Annotated in this window: 16 protein-coding genes; 2 read left to right on the forward strand and 14 right to left on the reverse strand. The window is 55.0% G+C overall.

Annotated elements, in window-relative coordinates; translation table 11 throughout:
* Nucleotides 1-17 precede the first annotated feature (17 nt).
* The 11 genes from J2I46_RS04970 to J2I46_RS05020 form a co-directional block, all read right to left on the reverse strand.
* The gene (locus J2I46_RS04970; protein ID WP_207327815.1) at nt 18-1,166 is read right to left on the reverse strand and encodes a four-carbon acid sugar kinase family protein; all 1,149 of its coding nucleotides are present in this window, start codon (nt 1,164-1,166) and stop codon (nt 18-20) included.
* 92 nt (nt 1,167-1,258) lie between these two features.
* Nucleotides 1,259-2,338: a 4-hydroxythreonine-4-phosphate dehydrogenase PdxA gene (gene pdxA / locus J2I46_RS04975; protein WP_229379504.1), complete on the reverse strand. Its 1,080-nt coding sequence runs from the start codon at nt 2,336-2,338 to the stop codon at nt 1,259-1,261.
* Nucleotides 2,339-2,349: 11 nt separating this feature from the next.
* On the reverse strand, nt 2,350-3,264 hold the full coding sequence (locus J2I46_RS04980) for a dihydrodipicolinate synthase family protein (protein ID WP_207327816.1): 915 nt from the start codon (nt 3,262-3,264) through the stop codon (nt 2,350-2,352).
* An 8-nt stretch (nt 3,265-3,272) separates the two neighbouring features.
* Nucleotides 3,273-4,421, reverse strand: a complete 1,149-nt coding sequence (locus tag J2I46_RS04985; protein ID WP_207327817.1) for an iron-containing alcohol dehydrogenase — start codon at nt 4,419-4,421, stop codon at nt 3,273-3,275.
* 3 nt (nt 4,422-4,424) lie between these two features.
* Nucleotides 4,425-5,558 carry a sialidase family protein gene (locus tag J2I46_RS04990; protein WP_207327818.1) on the reverse strand — a complete coding sequence of 378 codons (1,134 nt, stop codon included), beginning with the start codon at nt 5,556-5,558 and terminating at the stop codon, nt 4,425-4,427.
* Nucleotides 5,559-5,605: 47 nt separating this feature from the next.
* Nucleotides 5,606-6,310 carry a DUF3826 domain-containing protein gene (locus tag J2I46_RS04995; RefSeq protein ID WP_207327819.1) on the reverse strand — a complete coding sequence of 235 codons (705 nt, stop codon included), beginning with the start codon at nt 6,308-6,310 and terminating at the stop codon, nt 5,606-5,608.
* Nucleotides 6,311-6,321: 11 nt separating this feature from the next.
* Nucleotides 6,322-9,081, reverse strand: coding sequence for a glycoside hydrolase family 78 protein (locus tag J2I46_RS05000; RefSeq protein ID WP_207327820.1), 2,760 nt, complete (start codon nt 9,079-9,081; stop codon nt 6,322-6,324).
* Complete coding sequence (locus tag J2I46_RS05005) at nt 9,078-10,571, reverse strand: sialate O-acetylesterase (RefSeq protein ID WP_207327821.1); 1,494 nt, start codon at nt 10,569-10,571, stop codon at nt 9,078-9,080. The genes J2I46_RS05000 and J2I46_RS05005 overlap by 4 nt, the downstream gene beginning before the upstream one ends.
* A gap of 22 nt (nt 10,572-10,593) precedes the next feature.
* Entirely contained in the window at nt 10,594-12,558 is a 1,965-nt protein-coding gene (locus J2I46_RS05010) for a sialidase family protein (RefSeq protein ID WP_229379506.1), read from the reverse strand.
* On the reverse strand, nt 12,555-15,707 hold the full coding sequence (locus J2I46_RS05015; protein WP_310588988.1) for a DUF6298 domain-containing protein: 3,153 nt from the start codon (nt 15,705-15,707) through the stop codon (nt 12,555-12,557). The genes J2I46_RS05010 and J2I46_RS05015 overlap by 4 nt, the downstream gene beginning before the upstream one ends.
* Before the next feature lie 107 nt (nt 15,708-15,814).
* Entirely contained in the window at nt 15,815-17,458 is a 1,644-nt protein-coding gene (locus J2I46_RS05020; RefSeq protein ID WP_207327822.1) for a pectate lyase family protein, read from the reverse strand.
* Nucleotides 17,459-17,788: 330 nt separating this feature from the next.
* On the opposite strand from J2I46_RS05020, the gene J2I46_RS05025 reads away from it, so the two are divergent.
* Complete coding sequence (locus tag J2I46_RS05025) at nt 17,789-18,430, forward strand: DNA-3-methyladenine glycosylase family protein (RefSeq protein ID WP_207327823.1); 642 nt, start codon at nt 17,789-17,791, stop codon at nt 18,428-18,430.
* A gap of 93 nt (nt 18,431-18,523) precedes the next feature.
* Here J2I46_RS05025 and J2I46_RS05030 read toward each other — a convergent pair whose 3' ends face one another.
* From J2I46_RS05030 to J2I46_RS05040, 3 genes are all read right to left on the reverse strand, one after another.
* Nucleotides 18,524-19,915 carry a DUF4403 family protein gene (locus J2I46_RS05030; RefSeq protein WP_207327824.1) on the reverse strand — a complete coding sequence of 464 codons (1,392 nt, stop codon included), beginning with the start codon at nt 19,913-19,915 and terminating at the stop codon, nt 18,524-18,526.
* Nucleotides 19,916-19,974: 59 nt separating this feature from the next.
* Nucleotides 19,975-20,127 (reverse strand): FeoB-associated Cys-rich membrane protein, encoded by a 153-nt coding sequence (locus J2I46_RS05035; RefSeq protein WP_207327825.1) that lies wholly within the window; start codon nt 20,125-20,127, stop codon nt 19,975-19,977.
* A gap of 97 nt (nt 20,128-20,224) precedes the next feature.
* A complete protein-coding gene (locus J2I46_RS05040) occupies nt 20,225-20,764 on the reverse strand; it encodes a YfiT family bacillithiol transferase (protein WP_207327826.1) in 540 nt (179 codons plus the stop codon).
* A 122-nt stretch (nt 20,765-20,886) separates the two neighbouring features.
* Here J2I46_RS05040 and ytxJ point away from each other — a divergent pair, with 122 nt between their 5' ends.
* A complete protein-coding gene (gene ytxJ / locus J2I46_RS05045) occupies nt 20,887-21,216 on the forward strand; it encodes a bacillithiol system redox-active protein YtxJ (RefSeq protein WP_207327827.1) in 330 nt (109 codons plus the stop codon).
* Nucleotides 21,217-21,248: the final 32 nt, after the last annotated feature.

Here is a 21,248-nt window from a genome sequence, read left to right on the forward strand (position 1 = left end):
GGTTTAGAAATTAATCATCATGTCCATAAATCAGGAGGCCAGCGGTAGCTACCCGGTTTGACGGTAATGTGCAGGGTATCGTTGTCGAGTGCCTTACTTCTGACCACCCCAGGTGCCAGTTCATGGGTAGGTGCCAGCCGCATGACGCCAATCTCCCGGAGCACCGCCGCCGCTGTGGAACCTCCTTCAATGATCAGTTCATCAATTGCCACGTTCGATAACGCCAATCGAATGGCTCTGGCCATCGTATTCCGCAGGTGAACCGCCACGCCCGTATCACGCGCTACAGTTGCCGGGTCAATTGCCACAATCACCTGCTGATGTGCCTGCCATTGCCGCCCGATTTCAGCCGCCCAGCCCGTCACGTCATTGCTCGCCAACGTACCTGAGCGTGTCAGTTCACCGGGCATGTAACAGACCGCTAAACCTGCCAGCGCCGCCCGTCTGACCAGTTCGACACTGGCGCCGAATGCACTTCCGCATACGTATAATCGACGGTTGCCCAGGCTTACCGGTGCTGTTTTTTTTGGTTTTGCGCCGGTATGCGCATCAAGAATCGCGGTAAAAAAACCAGAGCCGCCGCATGGCAATGTCTGTTCGTCTATTCGTTCGACCCAGGCAGGCAGGTCGGCCTCATCGCTTACCTCACCAATGATGATGTCAGCGGTTGAAAACGAACCGTAATGGGGTTGTATGGTTAGCCGGTTTACCCGCTCACTGAATCGCTTTTGTACATCACTTTCCGTAACAGGAAACTCCGGATCGGCCGAGAAATGAGTCTGGTGAATCAGTTCGCCCTGCACGTAGTAAAGCCCATTGACCAGCGTTCGGCCCAGCGCCGGATTGGCCGGAACGATCAGTGCCTTTGTCAGCCCCAACACCGTAAGCTGAGCCAGCGCTTCTGCCATAACATGTCCCCGAAGCACTGAATCGACTTTTTTATAAATCAGTTGCGGCTTCAGCGGCAGTAAGGCACGACTCACGGTAACCATTTCTTCCACCGCTTCCGACTCCGAACCTGAACGAACATCGGTCGAAATCAACAGCAGATCGGCCGTCGACGCCGGGTTGACTGACATGGCTATCTCGACTGTATACCCATACGCCAGACCAATCCCGCCTAATTCGGCGGCTCCTGTGAAATCATCTGCAATGACGGCAAGCATATGTAAAGAGTGAAAGGGCGACTACCAACGGGTGGAAGCTCTCCGTTGTCGCTTGCCTGTGGCGAGTGACAATGGAGAGGTAATAACGAGCGTTACGCCGGCTCATAGTCACTCTTTCGCTCTGTTGCCCTTTCGCTCGCTCTAAACTTCGCCAGCTGAACCGCCGATTCGATGGCCAGGATCATGGCATCGGGGCTGGCTACGCCTTTACCGGCAATGTCAAAGGCCGTTCCATGATCAACGGAGGTGCGGATGATAGGCAGCCCCATCGTAATATTCACGCCTTTCACGCTGTCCATCTGCTGCTTCCCGGCATTCCATTTGAACCCGGTGAGCTTGAACGGAATATGCCCCTGATCGTGGTACATGGCCACCACACCACCATAATAGCCGGTGGCCGCTTTAGAAAACAACGTATCGGCGGGAACGGGACCTTCCACGTCATAGCCACGGCGGCGGGCTTCTTCAACGGCTGGTAAAATTTCTAGCTCGTCTTCGGTACCAAACAGACCTGAATCACCGGCATGGGGGTTCAGGCCCGCGATGCCAATTTTCAGGTTAGTTTCGCCCAGCGAGATCAGGCCGTGGTAGAGCAGGTCGGTCACTTCCAGAATCCGGTCTTGTTTAACCAGATCACAGGCCTGACGAAGCGACACGTGCGTAGACACGTGAATGACTTTCAGGTTGTCTTCCACCAACAACATGCCGTATTTCTTCGTCTTCGTAAAGTGCGCGTAGATTTCGGTATGCCCCGCAAAATGATGCCCCGCTTCATTGATCGACTTTTTGTTGATCGGTCCCGTTACGGTGGCGTCCAGTTCATGGGCTAGGGCCAGATCGATCACCGTTTTCACCGACGCAAACGCTGCCTCGCCTGCCATGGCCGAAATCTCACCAAATTTCAGCGTTGTAAGATCCACGTTATCAAGGTCATACACATCGACGGTGCCAGGCTGGAATTTCGCTTCGTGAATGTGCTTGATCGAATGAATGTGTATGTTCAGGTTCAGCCGCGAGACGATGTCACGGAACACGCCCGCGTCACCAACCAGCACCGGGTTACAAATGGCGTAGATGGCGGGATTCAGCAGGGCTTTGATGGCTATCTCCGGGCCGATACTCGCCGGATCACCCATGGTAATACCCACGATTGGTTTATCTTCAGTAGTCATGTTGTGCGCATTTACAGTTGTATCGCTTCTTTTTCAACCAGTTCAGCCAGGGCCGTTCGCAGGGAGATGTCTTCGCTCATGGGTAGTGATTGCAGGGGGGGCATCATGGTTGTTCCGCAGAGGTCATATTCCTGCATCAGAACCTTCAGCGCTGCCAGTGAATCGCCCAGTGTTCGGCCCGCCTGATAGAGCTGTCCAAACACGTCCGACTGATGCTGATGGGCATAGGCTCGCTCTTCGTCGCCGTCCTGCACCGCTTTCAGCAGGTCGCGGTAAATACCGGGGCAAAGGTTACCGGTACTGGGCACCAGCCCATCGCTTCCACGCAGCAACGCATCGGCCGAGCGGGCAGCCCAACCCATGAAGTGGCTGAAATCAGGACGATCGGCCCATAGCGCCAGCGAATCATAGAGCCGGTCGGTGTTGCGTTCCGAGTCTTTGATGCCCACAACCCGGTGGTGGTAGCTAAGTTCTTCCACCACCGCCAGCGGAATAGACATTCGGGTGGTAGCCAGTATGTTATAGATAATCAGCGGCCCATTCAACTGATCGGCCAACTGCTCGAAATACTGCTTCATCTGGTCGTCTGACAGCGTGTAGTACGACGGCAGCGTGGCCGCCACGGCATCTACGCCGGCATCGAAACAGAAGTTGGCAAACTCGACCGACTCCTCCAGGCAGTTCGACGAGATACCCGCGTAGAGCACCGTATCAGCCGATTTCAGCCGGACAGCCTCGTTCACGTAGTCTTTTTTCACCGCCAACGAGAGCGACGTCGATTCACCCGTGGTACCCAGAATAAACGGCATTGCCTCATTCGCCTGAAGATTCACCATGATCTTCTCGACAGCCGCTTTATCCACCGCATATCGCTCGGTCAGGGGCGTAACCATCGGCACCACGACTCCCTTAAATCTCTTGTTCATACTCATTGTTAATAAGCGGCTGTATAGATGGCAATTGCGTCTTCGTGCGTAATCTCACGCGGGTTATTTTTCAGTAAGCGACTGATCTTCATGGCGTCGTCGGCCAGTTGAGGAATCACCGCTTCGGGTATATGCACATCGCGTAACCGGGCCGGAATGCCACAGTCACGGATCAACTCCTTGATTTTCCGAACACCATTGGCAGCCGTTCCGGCATCGTCCCGGGCCCGTTCGCAACCCAGCGCCAGGGCCACCTGCGCATAGCGACTAACCGCTGAGGGTATATTGAACTCCATGACATACGGCAACAACAGGGCGTTAGACAGGCCATGCGCCAGGTGGAATAAACTACCGAGCGGATACGAGAGCGCATGCACACCCGCCGTATTGACCGGCCCAAGGCAGAAACCACCCAGCAAGCTGCCCATTGTCACCTGAGTACGGGCCTCCTCATCGTCGCCATGCTGAACAGCCTGAACAATATTCGCGGCAATCAGGCGCATGCCTTCGTACGCATACATGTCGATGAAAGGCTGGGCGAATTTGTTCGTAAACGCTTCCAGACAGTGCGTCAGGGCGTCGAGTCCGGTAGCGGCGGTGATGGCGGCGGGCACGCTGATCGTCAGTAGTGGGTCAACGTACACGACATCGGGTACCAGAAAAGGACTAATGATCCCTTTCTTCTGATTATCAGTATCATCCACCAGAATTGCGTTGGGCGACACCTCACTGCCCGTACCAGACGTGGCCGGTACGCAAATCAGTTTTTTCTTCCGTCCGGTCAGCCGACCAATACCGACCATATCGGCAAGCGTCTGCTCGTTTTCCAGTTGAGCGGCGACCAGTTTAGCTATATCCAGTACACTCCCACCGCCAATGCCGACCACCACATCCGGGTTGAACGGCAGAACGGTCTGCATCAGCGCATCGAAATGGGCAAATGACGGCTCCTGCACGATGCTGGTATCCAGTTGAACCGCCATTTGCCGGGCTTCCAGCGCCTCGACCAGCCCCTGCAACGTACCCAGCAGCGGGGCAATGGTAATCACCAACACCTTTTCAGGGAATAGCTGTCCGATTTCGTCGGCCAGGTTTGCCAGCGAGCCTGCGCCAAAGACCAGTTTTCCGGGAAAGTGTATGGTTAATGGGTGTGTCATAGCTCAATCCTTCGTCATCTCCGTGGCCACCGGTGCGGTATAGCCCGCTAAAGCTGGCCATACGCTACCGCTAATGGGTATCAGTTTTAACTTTTTCGGGTCAATAACCGCGTGTTTAATCTTTTGCCGGCGCCAGGTGTAGACCACATGGATCAGGCCGTCTTTCGTTTGGATGATCGACGGATACGAGTACTGGCTGATGGGCGAGTCTTCGATGATCATCGCCGCCGACCAGGTTTTACCATCGCTTGACATCGCCAGATTCAATGGCGTTCGCGGTCCTTTTACCAACGTACCCGGCGGCAAGACATGGTTGTAGACCAGTACCTGCCGACCATCTCTGAGCGTCACGGCATCGGTGCCCGAATTGTTGTTCGGCAACGTCGTTTTCGCCAGGGGCGACCAGGTTTCCCCGTTATCGGTCGACCAGGCTTCTTCAACGGCCCGATCCCGGCTGCGGGCCAGAATCTGCAGGGTGCCGTTGCCGTACGTCAGCACGCTGGGCTGAATGGCGTTCAGCGTTTTACCATCGTTGATCGGTCCTACTTTCCGCCACGTTTTTCCGAAGTCGGGGGTTAGTTCGAAATGAATTTTCCAGCCATCCCCTTCCGTACTCGTGGGACAGATCAGGTTGCCATTTACCAGGAGAACCGGCTTGTTTTTTACAGGTCCGATATAGCCTTCGGGCAGCGCTTTCGCCGCCGACCAGGTACGTCCCCCATCGGCCGATGTTTTCAGCCAGCCTTTCCACTTCGAAGGACTAGGACCAATCTTGTAGAACAGCATCAGGTCGCCCGTCGGAATCTGGTACAGCACCGGATTCCAGCAGGCGTAACGAACCGAGTCGCTCAGAATACCATTCGCAATATTCTGCGGTGCCGTCCACCGACCGTTTTCCTGCCGACTCACCCAGATACACACATCCGGATTACGCTCTTTCGTACCGCCAAACCAGGCCGATACCAGCCCTGTCGGCGTTTCGGCGATCGTGGCCGCGTGACTCTCCGGGTAGGGCGGCTGATCCACCACAAACTCGTCGACGAGTAGCCCGGTTTGCCATTTGGCTAACTGCGCCGACGCCCTGCCGCACAGGGCAAAGCTGATTAACAGGATGATTATGAGTGTATGTTTGACCATTAGTACTAGTTGCTTTTGTTCTCGGCTTTATCCAATCCCGAAAAACATCAATTTGTTGCCTGCTTCTTTTCAGCTGCTTTTTTCGCTTTCACAGCGGCGGTATACGCGCTGTACATCTCGCGCCAGTTGCGGCCGTTGGCGTTCAGATATTGCTCTGATTTCGTTTTGTAGATCTCGAAAATGACCGAAATCTCTTTCATGTTTTTGTAATCGACCGCCTGCTCGCGGGCCTGTTCCAGATAGCCGAGAATCGTTGCTTCTTCCTGCGCAGTCAGGTTGGGTACGATAGATTTGTAGCCCGCCATCGTGAACGCCACCTTACCAATCGTGTAGTTATCGAGTACGGCGTCGACCTGCTTTTTGTCGAGGTCTTTCCCTAAACCCGTCATCAGATCCTGGTGTACGCTTTTCGGAATGGCCGAATCAGCAATAACCTGCCGGTCAAGGTCAGACAACAGCTTACCCGTCAGCAGATTGATGCCTGCCGGTACGGTGCTGGCCGGATGCTCATTATGCCAGTCTCGAATGGCTTTTAAATGGGTGGCAACCACCTCGGCCAGGCGTTTTTCTTTGTCGGCGTCGTTCAGATTCAGCGAGCTGATCCATTCAGCGGCTTTTTTGCCCAGTTCGTCATCAGCCTTCGCTTTGGGGTCAACGTTAGCAGTAGGTTGTGCCGGTTGTTGCTGACAAAAGACAGGTGATGTTGCGAGCAGAGCGGTGATGAACAGGAAATTTTTGACGATGTTTTTCATGACTATGAGGATCAGAGCTTACAGGTGAATTGATACGTACCTGAACCGATGTCAAAAACGGCTTTTCCGTGCTCCATTCGGAGGAACGATACGCCTTCGGCTTGCGCCACCGGTTTACCGCTTTCGCTGACCAGATCGGCCGAGGTGGCGGGCAGGTACACCAGCGCTTTGGTGTTGGCGGGAATGTGTATTGTCCAGGTAAACTGACCGGCTTTCTTCGCCCAGTCTGACCTGATTCGTCCATACGATGACTGATAGGATGCCGTTACGAAATCGAGGCCGTCGACCAGATCCGGTTTCATCACCACTTTTTTGAACGCAGGCGCGTCGGGGGCCGATTTGATACCGGCCAGGTTTTCGTAATACCAGATCAGCAGATCGCCGAGCAGCATCACGTGATTACCCGAATTCATTTCCGGATTGGCGGTGTTGCCATTCCACAGTTCCCAGATCGTGGTTGCCCCGTTTTCGGCCATGTAGCCCCAACTTGGGTAATCGCGGTTGGACGCAATCCGGTAGGCCAGATCAGGACGACCATTGGCCGACAGCCCCCGCATGAGCCACTGCGTTCCGATTACACCCGTACTGATATGCCCCTGATGCTCGTTCACGATCTTATCGACAATACCCCCAAAAACGGTGGACCTCGCGGCTTCGGGCACGATGTCGTAGGCTAGTGGCAGCAGGTTGGCCGTTACGGTATTGTTGCCATAGTGGGCCGTTTCGCCGTTCAGGAATTTGGTATTGAAAGCCGTTTTCATCTCCGCCGCCATCGCGCCAAATGCCTTCGCATCGTCGGGTTTGTTCAGCAGCTGCGCAAACTGCTGCATCACCGCCAGCAGCCGGATATACGTGGCCGATGCCAGCAATTCACCCGCCGTTTGCCGGGCCGGGTCTTTGGCGTGAATCAGCTCTTTCGATTCGGGCGGCACACACCAGTCGCCGTATTTGTCTTTCGTTACCAGTCCATCCGTTGTGTAGCGATCGGCCATGTAGTCTATCCACTTTTTCATGGACGGATAATGTTTCCGAATCGATTCCAGATCGCCGAATTGACGGTACAGCATGTCGGCAACAGTCAGGTACGTTCCCGGCCAGGTCACGTTATCACCATAGTACCGCCAGAATGCCGGGGCCACGTCGGGAATACTGCCATCGGCTTTTTGCGACTGCTCAATATCCGTTAACCACTTGGCATACAGGCGACTATTATCGAACAGAAAGCTTTCGCCGTAGGCCCCCGTGCTGCGATCACCCAGCCAGGGCTGCCGTTCGTTGCGCTGCGGACAATCAACGGGCATGCCTTTGTAATTACTCAGAATACCCCAGTACGCGTTTTTATGAATCTGGTTCAATGTGCTGTTCGATGAGCCGAACGTACCCACAGTTGGCATAGCGTCGTAGACCACCCGCCCGTCGAAATCATTGATGGTCGGCACGCTGGGGAAGCCCGTGATTTCGACGTACCTGAACCCGTGGTACACAAACGTTGGCTCCCAGGTTTCCAGCCCACCGCCTTTCAGCGTATAGACGTCCGTAACTTTGGCATCGCGCAGATTCCGGGTGAAGGGTTCGCCGTTGGCTTGCAGCGATTCGGCAAAACGGAGCGTAACGGTGGTTGCTCGGGGTCCTTTCACCCGCATACGTACCCAACCCGCCATGTTCTGCCCCAGATCGAGCAGGTACGTTCCCGTTGGCAGGCGTTTGATCGAGACCGGCCTGATGGTTTCCATCACCTTCATGTTCTCGTTCATCTGCGCTTCATAGGCCCCGCCGGGCTCCTGCACAAACTCTGCTTTGAGCCAGTTTTTATCGTTGAAACCCACGCGGCTCCAGTTCGTCAGCTCCTTCGTGGCGTCGTATTCTTCTCCGTCATATTCGTTGTTGGTGCGAATCGGCCCGTCGGCGGTTGCTTTCCACGAATCATCGGTGGTGATCACGTCTTTCGTGCCGTCGGCGTAGGTGATGATCAGGTTCAGCAGCAGTTTCGGGTAGCCAAATGTCTTGATTTTGTATGGCTTGTAGGCCTGCCGCATGGCGAAATAGCGTCCGTTACCGAGCACCGTACCGATGGCGTTCTGGCCGGTCTTGAGCAGGCTCGTCACGTCGAAGGTATTGTATTTCACCCCCTGCGTATAGTCGGTTGGGCACGGGGCCAGCACTTGATCGCCCACCTTCTGCCCGTTGAGATAGAGTTCATAGAGGCCCAGGCCAATGATGTAGGCGGCAGCGTGCTGAATTGTCTTCGTAGCCACAAACTCCTTGCGGAAATAACGCGCCGACAGCCGGGAAAAGGTCGTTTCGGTATCCCAGGCAAAGGCACGGTCGAGGCCGATCCAGCGGCCTTTCCAATCGAGGTAATTCAGCAGACCCATGCTCCAGTGGGCCGGTTTGCTCCAGCCCGTTTCGCCCTGATTCGTCCAGACGTTGACTTTCCAGAAGCAGCGCATGCCGCTTTTCAGCAACTTGCCCCCATAGGCTACCTGAATACTCTGAGCAGACGTCACCTTGCCCGAATCCCACAGATCGCCGGTATCGGCGGCCAGCTTTTCTTCGCTCGATGCCACCAGAATCTGATACCCCGTTTGTTCGATGGCTCGTTTCGTGCTGGAGATCTCCCAACTCAACCGGGGGCGGGTCGCGTCGATACCTTCGGGATTCGTGAGGGTTTCGCAACGTACCTGTTGCACGGTCACGCCTGCTCCGCGCATTCCGAGAACGGGGAACGTGCAGATAAGCAGCAGGGCGAATATGACATGGATTACTTTCATAGTTTCGCCGCTTTCGCCGTGTTTGAGCCGGTCGGATTTACGCTTGTCAATTGGCCAGTGAGCGGGTTATCCGTTCGGAACGGGCGGGCGGGCAAGCCTGCCCTGTTGTACAGATTGGGTTGCGCGGCCTCGTCCCAGCCGAAGCGCACTGCTACCGGCGCAGGTACGTTTGCCGCCGACACAACCACGCCCTTCCGGTCAATACGGGCCATTGCCGGCACGAAAACCCCGTCCGTTCCGGCAATGGTGAAGCCCGTGAGGGGCAACCCGTCTTTACTGATCAGCCCGCCGCCTGTGTGCGTGAATTGCAGGAGAGCGGTCTGACCTTTTACGCTCATTTTCTCGAATACAGGCCCTTCGGCCACCAGTTTCCGAAAGCCATAACCATTTGCCAGCGCCAGCAACGCCAGCCGTCGACCGATCTCCCATTTGAACGGTGGATGAATATCAGACAGACTATCGGCCAGGTCGGTGGTAGTGATCATGCCGGTGTTGGGTAGGGTCAGCACCAGTTCCTGGGCCTCCCGGAATTCGGGTAAAGTCTCTTTCGTTAACACCCGTTTTCCTTTCGATTCCGAGTAACGGAAGGGCGCGAGTTGCGTGTAGACGAACGGCATCGTTGGGTCGTTCCACGCGCTGCGCCAGCTTGTTACAAGCGTCTGCATCTTGTGGGCATACGTAATGGTCTCGTTGAGGAAGCAGTTTGTTTCGCCCTGATACCAGAGAAACCCTTTCAGCGCAAACGGCACCAGCGGACGAATCATGGGCTCGTAGAATTTTCCCGGTTCGCCCTCTACGTTGTTGCCGCCATAGTAGACATCGGCCTGAAAGGCCGCCTCTGAAATCCACGGTTCGATGCGGCTACCTGGAATGGCCGACGAAATAACGCCGACAGGTACGTTCAGTTTTTGCTGTAACTCTCTGGCAAAAAAATAGGCCGGTGCCGAAAACGACCGCAAGGCCGAATCGGCGGCGATGTTCCAGCCGCGATGCCCCGGATCGGGTTTGGTCAGTTCTTTCCGGTTGACCAGAAAAATACGGATCTGCGGGTTTTTCGCATAGTCCAGTTCATCAACCGGGTCGTGGCCATCCATGAGTTGCGTGGCTGTACCGTGTTTCACTTTGCTGTTCTTCCGCATGGTATATTCCATGTTCGACTGGCCAGCGCACAGCCACACTTCGCCCACCAGAATGTTCTGTAGCCGGATGGTGTTTGTACCCGAAATGACCAGTTCGGCCGGTACGTTCGAGGCTTTCAACGGCTTCAGTTGGATGCTCCAGTGGCCCGCCGCATCGGTCGTTGCGGTGCCGGTTTGGCCGGCAAACTGAACGGTCACGGCCTCCCCGGCAGATGCCTTCCCCCAGATAATCAATGGCTTATCGCGTTGCAACACCATGTTATGCCCCAAAATACGGGGTAACACAATCTCGGCTTTCAGTTGTGCAGACAGGCAGAGCGTGAACAGCAGTATGGCCAATCGGTTGGTCATGGGCGCGAATTGTCTTCCGACGTTATTCGGGTTGTTTGGTTGAGGCACTGGTCTTGAACGACTTGATCGCGAACACGGATTCGGTATCCTGTTCGCCGGCATTAGGCAGATCGTAGGTCTGGTCAGTCGGCGTATCGGCGTCGGGGAAGCGGCGGATGCTACCCGTTCTGAACACCACCCGGCGAAACGACGCCACCGGGGCAAAGAATAATTTGGTGCCCTTTGGTTGCCCATTTACGAAGGTGGTGAACATGCGTTTGTCGCGGTCTAATTCGATGCGTACGTCGTACTGTTTACCCGCCTCGTATTTCTGAATGCCCGAATCGCGGTAGCCGACTTTGGCTTTGAACAGGCTGTCGGCGTCGAACATCAGGCGCACGGCGGCGTTGCCTTTGGCATCCTGAAACTCGATCTGCAGCGTACCTGCGTTGGCCTGTTGCGGCACGATCGAAAACTCGACCGTCAGCCGCTTCGAATCAGGAATAACGCGTTCGGCTTTGGCGTAATCGAACCGGTCTTTATCGCGCAAAACGAGGGCTTTCGAGCCGGCAATGGTTTCAATTTTTGCCGTTGCCTGGAGCGGGCTGTACGTGTTCCACATGGCCAGTTCCTCACCGGCAGGCAGTTGGGCGAACACCTCGTTGGCGTGTGTTTTCACCTCGTCGGTAACCGGCACGGGAATGCTCGACACCCAGATGTCTTCCTTGTTCATGCTGTAGGTCACCCACAGCTTACCATCGGGCGGCGTGCCGTTCCCTTCTTCAATGCCGCGGACATATTGCGGGCCGTAGGATTTGTAGGCCCCACCGTAGCGCATCGACGTGATCTCGCCATTGACCAGCAGCAGGTTCGTATAGTTCAGCCCGTCTTTACTGGTCGAAATGGCCAGGGGCCAGCGAAATTCCGACGGGTTATATACCGTTGCGTATTGCCCGTCCGAAGTTTTCTGCCCCCAGATTTTAGCGTTGCTGTTTACGAAACCGGGTGCCCTCAGCGGATTGTATAACCACGACCTCCCTCCGTCCGGACTAATGCTCGTTAAGGCGTGTTTCCACAGACCCACTACCCGGTTATCGGGCAGATGATAGTAGCTGAAGGCTTTTACCTCCCGCTTCAGCGAAATCAGGGGGTCGTTGCGGTCGGCTTCTTCTACCCATTGCTGCATCATCAGCGGATTGGCCAGCAACTCATTGCAGGCCGCAACAAACCCTTTGTCTTTCGAGGTCGTGTAAAATGGGTACGCCGATTTCTTACTGTCCCACGAGGCGTTGTGCCGAATGAAGTAGATCGGGCCGTATTTGCCGTCAGTATATACTTCGCGAACAACCCGGCCGATGCCGTTACCATCATTCGGATCGTCTTTCGGCCCCATCACGATGCCGTAGAAACCGAGCGTCAGTAGTCGTTTGTTTTTCGCGACAAAGAAACCCATTCGCTGGTGCATCACTGCGTGCAGGCCTTTCGCCACTTCCGGGCGACCTTCTTTTTTCCAGCCATCCGGTACGTTGTAGGGCGGGAAGATGACCGTCGGCGGCGTCCAGCCATAGCCGTCTTTCGACGTCAACAGCAGCGTTTGGCCGGGCGGTACGTGTTCGCCCACCGGGTTGCTGAGGTATTGCAGGTAAAAGGTATTGTTCCAGTGCGCCAGCATCGGCGCGTGGTTGTACGTCCAGTTGGTGCCCCCCGCCCGTTCTGGATGCTCGCGATTGGCCCGAAACGCCTGCACATTATGCACCCCCACCGCCAGACTTAACTGCCCGTGGTGGTAATCAATATTCGATAACGTAGTACCGACGTAGCGTACGGTATCCTGGGCCTGAGCGTGAGTGAGTCCGAGGAAAACTACGAGAACACAGACCGGTCTGGCGGCTCGGCACAGAGAACACAGCGTTCTTTTTTTGAACAAACCCATTTTTCCCGACAGCCTAAACCGCTGGGCTTTCTGTACCGAGCCGCCAGACCGGTCTGTGGCATATTCCTTTCTCATAATCCGTTGCTTTTTTTGACCCAGATCACCTCGGCACCGGTCGACTGATTTTTCAGACTCACAACGCTACCGCCTTTCACAATATCGTTCGATTTGGTCACCTGGCCCGTTTTCGGATTCACGTAGCTAACCTGAAACGTACCTGCGGCCTTCGACAAGTCGAGCTGAACGGGTGTCGTTACTTCGGTGTAAATGACGTAGCCCGTTTTGTCATTACCCAGCGCCCACTGATTCGCTGGTTTCTGCGGCAGTTCCATCGGTTGCATCTGGCCTGCATCGACCATAAACTGAGCGTCTGCCACGGTGGGTACGTTCGGCATGGAACCGCCCGCCATCAGAATGGCCCAGCCCATCGCATCGAAACTATCGGCGGCGTAGGTAACCGCTTTGTCGGAGAATTTCTGACGGTACTCGCGGACGGCCCTGTACACCTGTTCAAACGACGTTTTCTTGGGGTTCAGCAACCGGGCGTGCTGACGCGGTGCCAGATTTTGGCCACCGGCAGGCGCATAGACCGTTCCGTTGGCCTGGTAGTGCCAGAACCGAATATCGATCAGGTTGATGACAGATGCGCGTTTGGGATCCGCCAGAATGGCATCCTGCACGTCTTTGGTCGCACTGAGGCCGACCAGCGCTTTCTTACCAGTTTCCTTTTCCCATTCAGCAATGGTATCTATCCAGAACTGCACGAACTGCAGGGGGCCGGTAAACTCAGCCCCGATCAGTTGAATGACGCCCGAATTGGCCGCGAAATTATCGAGGCATTTGCGGATGTATGCCCGGTGTAAGGCCCGCCGAACCGGATGCGAGACGTCGTAAAACTGCTCGGCCATAAACACCCGTTTGTCGCCCGCATACGGCACCGGCTCGGGGAAACCCGTCTTGTTGATGTTGTTGACGGGCCGCCAGGGGAAATCGGCATAGTGGGCTCCCGCTTCAATGATATTATGCTGGAAATAATTCTCATGAATCAGGGCCAGCCCTTTCTGGTCGGCCAGATCGGCAAACTGCTTCAGGCGACTCCAATACCATTTGTTGTACGTTGTCAAGTCGTATTTGCTCAGTCCATCCCAGGCGATTTCTTTGCCACTGCGAGCGAACGGCAACTCATAGAACGGGGCCCAGACTTCACCATCCATCCGGCGAATACGCTCATGATCATCGCGGCGACGTTCGTACCAGAGGCCATAGTTGTGGTCAATGGCCGCCACGTGATCCACTTTCATCGAATCAGTCAGTTCGCCTAAATCGTCTGTCAGGCCACGCCCGGTTTGGCCGGGCACAAAGCGGGTAATGTGTGGTTTTGCAGTAGCCAGACCGTAGGGCCGTGCGCTGCCGTTCCACCAGGGCACTTCCTGCCGCCGACCAGCAACGAGGGCACGGCCACGAAACAGCTTCCCCTGTACCACCCGCATAGGTTCGGCTTTGGGGTACGTTGCCTCTTTCGGTAACCCAATCGCATCGATCGAGCGGGCCGACGACGTACCTGCCGGAATGGGTTGCCGCGTCGAAGAAGCCGTAATGAAATCGACTAACGCTGGTGCCGGCTCAACGGCCAGTTTCGTCAGCGCCATTGCCACTTCCACTTTCGGACTGCTCGACGCTTCGGTACCGACCGGCAACAGAATAGCCCGATCGGCAACGGCCTCGCCCAGGCGTTCTTTCAGTTGGGCGTAATACAGACTGCGGGGCTGAATCTGTTCGTTCGACATGTCCCAGTAGCCATCACCGGCAAACTGCGCCCAGGTTCCGAACGCCCAGTTTTGTGCCGTTGGCGGCTGGAAGTTCTCAACCCGGGCGGCGGTACACTGCCAGAACACACTGTTCGCAGCGTTCCAGCCCGCGCCCTGCCCATCCTGACCCAGGTTGGCAAAACGCAGGGCATGACCATCTACGTAAACGATATCGAACAGCACGCCCGATGCCCAGCTATCAACCCCACCGCTGAAGCTGAACGGCAAATGCGACTCACACTGCACAAATGCATTGGGGCCGGGGCTGCAATAACCAACGGCAAAATCATGGTAACCCAATTCGGCATACAGCCGCTGACAGAGCACCTGCTGGCCCCGTACAAAAAACGTATTCCGGCGTTCGCCGCCCATCTCCGAAACGGGAGCCAGCGACTGACAATCTTCTAGTGTTACCCGCCTGGCCGTTTCCTGCACCAACACGGCCGAACCCGCAAAATGGCTGAATACGACCTGACGTACCCAGGCATCCTGTACGTTGCTGAACACAACGGCCATCCAGCGATGGTCTTCATCTTTCGGGTTGGCCCTGTCGTAAGTCGATTCAAGACGAAGGTTCTCCACGCCTGACTGGGCAATTCGTCCCGGCCAGGTGTAGCGGGCGACGGTGCCGCCACCGTAGGCTGAATCCAGCGCGGTTGTCAGCGGCGCGTCGAGGGTTATCTCGGCACCGTTCACGGCTACGATCTGCCGGTCCCAGAACAGGTCGCGCTGACCCGGTTTCCAGCCCAGCGACGAAAGACCGCCGCCAAACTGATCGGTACGTAAGGCCTGAATCCATTCTTTCGTTGACGGGCGACGTACCTGAACATTATCACCAACTTTCAGCGCACCAGCGTTCGCCACCCGAATTTTCCGGGCGTTGACAGGTACATAGCTATCGGTGATGAGGAGGGGCAACGCCAGCTTTCGATCACTTTTCCCCGCCAGTGTGATCAGGTTGTCGCGGTTGGTTCCCGTTCCCAGAATCGTGGTCCCTCCGGCGCCCATTCCGCTGCCACGAAGCACCACGCCCGACGCTGAAATAACCAGACTACCAGCCACTTCATGAACACCTTTTTCGAGCAGCACCGCTCCCCGCAAGCCATCGGCGTTGACAGGCAGCGATGCTACGTAATCGAGCGCGGCCTGAATCCGGCGGGTAGCATCGCCTTTTCTGGAGGGAACAGTCACGCTTATACCGGCCGTTGGAATTGCCTGGTCACCTGCTTTGTAGCCGCAGTACGAAAAGTCAGGAATACGGTTGCCCTGCTCGTCGGATGTGTACGTAATACGACCCTGCGAAACGGTAAGTGGCTGTTTCTTAACCGGCTTAGTACCCTGCGCAAGAACCACTCCCTCGCGATCGAGGGCGCTCAGGAGCGTGCAAAAGGCAATAAGTACGGTTAGCTTAAACACGGTTTTTTTAGTTGGGGTGGTGGGTAGGCTGTCTTCGCGTTGTATGTTTCTTTCGCTAGATGCTTCGCGCGAAGCATCTAGCGAAAGTGACTCCTTGACGAACGAACCTACGTGCGCGGCTTCACTTGCTGAATGGGCACTACGCTGTTCAGGTACTCTTCAATATTCGTGTATCCGTCTCTATTCTTATCCTGGCTGGCATCTGCGGCGTCTTTCGGGTTCAGCCCATTTTTTGTTTCCCAGGCATCGGGCATACCGTCTTTATCGGTATCAACGTAGGGCGTGCCTTTGTACTCGGGGTAACCACCCACCTGACTGATGTCTGTGATGATACCGTTCTTGTACGAATCGAGGGGTAAGCGGCGATGTTTGAACTGCGTATCGGGTGCTTTCACGGATGGATCATACGTAATCTTTCCGGTTTTCACCTGCGTCAGAATGCGCACGTCGACGGGGTCGCGTTTGGGCAGGGCGGCTCCGGCGTTTTCCAACACGTAGCCATAGGCCTGCTGCGCGGGCAAGATTGTGATCTTGGGCATTGGCAGCGGCTCTTTCCATTTAATGTTGGCGGTGTATTCACCCGCGTCGGCCCGGTCTTCAACCTGGACGCCACCATCCCAGTTGTTTTTTGTAACCCGGTCATGACCTTCCACAATGTTGCCATCTACGTAAGCACGGCCAAACTCCAGATGACCCAGCTTGCTCCGTCCAGATTCAGGCTTCAGAATCCGGTAACCTATGGGCGAATCTCTGGGGGTTTGCGGACCCGGCTTGTAGTAGTTGTTGATAATATTGTACATCGCCGTATAGTCGCCGCCATCCGTTGACCGGTGCACCCAGTTGAAAATGACGTTGTTGGCAAAATTGAAGACCCCGTTCCAGCCAATCGACGGATTCCGGCCCGCATTATCGGCCCAGAGGTTGCGCATGAACGTACAGTTTTCGCCACCCAGCGTACTACCGAACGCGTGGTTCCAGGTATCGAGTGCCTCCGAGAAGATTGAATTTTGAATGGTGATGTTCACCGTCGGCAACTTCGACTCCACTGTCTTGCCGGTGCTGTCGTTATACATATGCCGGTACATCGACATGTTTTCATCCAGCCCCCAGCTTGCCGACACGTGGTCGATCATAATGTTGCCGATCGGGTTACCACCAATCGAGTCATCGCGCCGCCCCACGCCCGTTTCGCCCCGGCGGAAACGCATGTAGCGAATGACAACATCATGCGTGTTGATCCAAACCGATTCTCCCGCCACGCAAACGCCATCTCCCGGTGCTGTCTGACCAGCTATTGTTATATATGGTGCCCGAATGATGATGGGTGTTTTTATGCGAATGATGCCCGCCACGTTGAAAACGATAGTCCGCGCCCCGCCCTGTTCACAGGCCTCCCGCAACGTACCTGGCCCACGGTCTTCCAGGCTGGTTACCACATATACCTTACCGCCCCGACCACCGAATGTATAGGCACCACCGCCCTCAGCGCCGGGAAAAGCAAGAATGGAAGCTTGCGGCAAATCAACCGGCCGGGCAGCCCAGGGTACATATGGCTTGCCTTCTTTGGCTTCTTTCCTGATAATCGGCAGCGCTTTGCCCCAGGCAATATCCGACTGTCGGCGCGACTCGGCAAGTAACTCATCACTCGCTTTCTGCACGTCGGCAGGAATAGTCGGGTACTGTGCTGACACAGTATGCTGAACGAGCAGGAGTCCAGCGGCGAGAAGTATCGGGGTCAGTTGTTTTTTCATTGGACGAGAGCCTGGCACGCCGGTGCTTCTGTATGTTGGGCTAGCCGTAACAGCGTTGCCTCAACGAGCAGTCAGAAGATCGGGCAGTGGTTCAGGAACAGATTGTATACTAACCTCAAAATAAGACTAAAAAAAAGGGCAATGTCTATATCATTTTTTCGGCAATGTATAGGATATTAGCATTTACCCCCGGGCGGCGCTTCCGATGGCAATTTGAACACAAAAAAGGCCCTCCAGTTGCTTTTAATGGCATTTTCATGCACTCCCTACACGGGTCATTCCCGCGCATCGACGTTACCGAAACACGCTAAAAAGCGGTAATTTCGCATCATGACTTCCGATGCACTAGCTCACCTGCAAACAGACCCGGTTCTGGCCCAAATTATTGCTGAAACACCCCTCATCAAACCCGCTGCCAGCTTTATCGACGTACCCGAGGCTGATCGGCTTTATCTGGCACTTTTAGAAAGTATCGTCTCTCAGCAGATATCGGTGAAAGCCGCCGACGCCATATTCCGGCGCTTCCGAATGCTCTTCAGTGAAACGGCCGAGGCCGAAGGTTACCCCTCGCCCGCCCAGCTTCTGCTGAAAACGACCGACGAGCTACGGTCGGCCGGCTTATCTTTCCAGAAAATAAAGTATTTGCAGAGCGTTGCCGAATTCGCGCTGGCCAATCCGCTCACGATTGCGCACGTTTCGGAAATGACCGACGAAGAGGTAGTGCAATACCTTTTGCCCATCAAAGGCGTTGGCCGCTGGACGGTGGAAATGCTGTTGATGTTTGTCCTCGACCGGCCCGACGTGTTTCCCGTCGACGATCTGGTGGTTCGCCAGAAAATAGTCAGAGCGTATGATCTTACCGAAACAGGTCGTCCGCTCTATAAACGGTTACAGGAAATAGCCGCCCCCTGGCGACCCTACCGTACCCTGGCCTGCCGGTATTTCTGGCGGTGGAAACCGTTGGCTAGTTGATTGGTTGATTGGTTAATTAGTTGATTGGTTGGCTAGTCAACCAGCCAACCAATCAACTAATTAACCAATCAACTAACTAACCAACCAGCCAACCTACAACTTCTTCACTTTGAAGGCGACCGTCGACTGGACTTTCAGGAGAGCTTGTATCCCATCGGGACGAATGGCAATGCGCTGGGGGACAAATTTGAACGTGAGAATATTCAGGTCATTCTTCTTGCCCGCTTTTGCCTTTTCAAAGGCAGTATCAATAAGTGACGGTAGTTTTTCTATCTGTTCACGAATCGGAAATTTCAGCGCTTTGGAGATGGTATCGTTCAGCCGGTCGTGCAGTAGCCAGTCGGCAGAAGCGAGCAGGCGTTCTTCTGTTTCTACGTCGAAATCGATGTTTTTAACCTGTAGCGTGTGGGTGAGTGTATCGTAGGCCGGCTGCCCGCGGAAGTAAAGCGTTCCTTTCACCGCGCCCCCCACATCGGCCTTAATAATAACGGCGCGCTGCCCCCCATACACTTCTGTCTTCTTGATCGTCAGCAGGCCACCCGCCAGTTCCAGTTTATGGCCCTTCAATTGCTTGGCCAGTATCCGGTTTATATCGGCATACGAGATGAAGCTCATCACCTGAATATCAGACACTTGCTTTACATGCTTATCCCGCCTGATTCGGGGGAGTTTTCGGTTCAGTTCGATAACCGGGCGCGGGCCAATCATAGTTTTCGTGTAAAACGCCACCCGAATGGGCACAGTTAAGGTGGTGGCATTCCCCTGCACGTCACCCACGGCTACGCTAAAGGGAGTTGGCACCAGCCAGAGCGAATCGGGCTGTTTAGCCAGAATCAACGGCTTCTGGAGGTCCATCCAGACGGGACGTACCTGCTTATCGAGGCGTAATCCGTCATAAACGGCCTTATCGATGGCTGCTTCAATTTCGGGCCGGCGTTTCTGAATGACGTTTTCGGCCAGTTTCGTAAAGGGAATAGTGATGCCAAGCACTCGAATTTTCGGCTGCTTGATCCAGGTGTGTTTGATCAGGCTGACGTGTGTTGTCAATCGCCAGTCGCTGGCTACTTGCAGCGGGCTTTGAAAATCAACCGATAATGCGCAAACAGCGTGCTTAGCGTGGTTCTTCTTCTTCAGCCGAATGGGATTATCAAGCCAGATTTCCAGCGGAGCCGAGAAGTTGACCTTATGATTGGCATACTTGATCTTGATCCGTCCGGTGCGGATCACCCGCATATTAAAACTCGCCCCTTTCTGGCCTTCCATCATCTCGGGGTTCACAATTTCGGTCTTTATCGATGCATTAATCTTGTCTTCCAGGCTTTTGATCTGGAACGTGATCGGCCCAGCCAGAAATGATCGAGCGGGCGGAATGGGGTCATCGAACCCTTCGGCCGTAGGGGCTTTGGGCTTTACTTTCTGGCAGGCGGTGGCCCACCCCAGCCCAATCAGCAGGAAGAAAAGATAGGTAGAGCGTCGTGGAATCATATGGGCACCCAACGCCAACTGCCCCATGAAGGTTTGTTTATCTTAGTGTAGGCCTGGCCCTAAGAGGCCCGACGTACCGACGAACGGCTGTCAGCCGCGCAACCGCACCCTTTTCTACAGCCAGTATCTGTCACGACAAATCGCTTGTACGCCCGCCAGCCCAAATAGACCAGCGCCGCCGCAAACAACACAAAAATCAGGATAGTCTGCATAAACAACGAAGTTTACTGTTTACTGTCTTCTGTTGCTCCGCTACCAAGCAGAACGTGCCTAAGCAGAGCAACAGAAGACAGTAAACAGTAAACAGGATTACCCCTCCCATCCGTTCCGTTGGGCCAGGCGGGCAATATGTTGATAGTGGTGTTCGCCATGCCAGGCGTAAAGCGCGAGTACATCGGCCACCGTGTAGGTCTGCTGATTGCCGGGGTGCAGGTACGTTCGGCCCAACTGATCGGACGTCAGGTGTTGCAGGCAACGTACCCAGCGCAGATGCAGGTTGGTCAGAATGGCCAGCGACGGCGCAACGGGCAGGGTTGAGTCGTCGAGTTTGGCCCATTCCTGTTCTTCGTAGGGGCTAATACGCGGATTATCTTCCGTGAGGGCTAGCCGGGTACGTATATACGCATTCATATGACTGTCGGCCACGTGATGCACCACCTGCCGAACGGTCCAGCCGTCGGGTCGATAGGGCGTATCCAGGCGTGAATCAGACCAAGTCTGAACCAGTTCTGTCAGTTTGCGAGGGCACTCAGTAATCGAGGAAAGGTTTGCTGCCAGTTGTTCGGGGGTATAGCTCTGCGACGAGGGCATGGGGCCAATGGGGTAACGAAGGAGATCGAGATTCTGCATGGTCAGTCAGTTTTGACAAATCTAGCCTGAACTTTTCGAGGTCAAAAACCTTTTCTGACGGTATACCATAAGCTCAGCTACAACGAAAAACGTTTTGATTTATCCGTCAATAAGCGCTTACAATGAACTGGAATAAACTGACTAACACCGCTCAACTCGATCAGATCAAAGCGGAATCGGCCGATCAGCCGGTCTTGATTTTCAAGCATAGTACTACATGCTCGATCAGCGCCATGGCCCTGAGCCGCATGGAGCGCAACTGGTCTGAAAACGCAGGTATCAAGCCATATTACCTGGATTTACTGGCCAACAGGCCCTTATCCGGCCAAATTGCCGACACCTTCCGGGTTACCCACCAGTCGCCGCAGGTGCTGCTCATTCAGGATGGAAAATGCGTGTACGATGCCTCACACATGAGCATTTCCTTTCAGGCACTGACACAGGCCGTATAAGCCAAGTCGGTCCATTTTAACAGGCAGTTATA

The organism is Fibrella forsythiae (assembly GCF_017353175.1).
In the GTDB taxonomy this organism is placed as follows: Bacteria; Bacteroidota; Bacteroidia; order Cytophagales; family Spirosomataceae; genus Fibrella; species Fibrella forsythiae.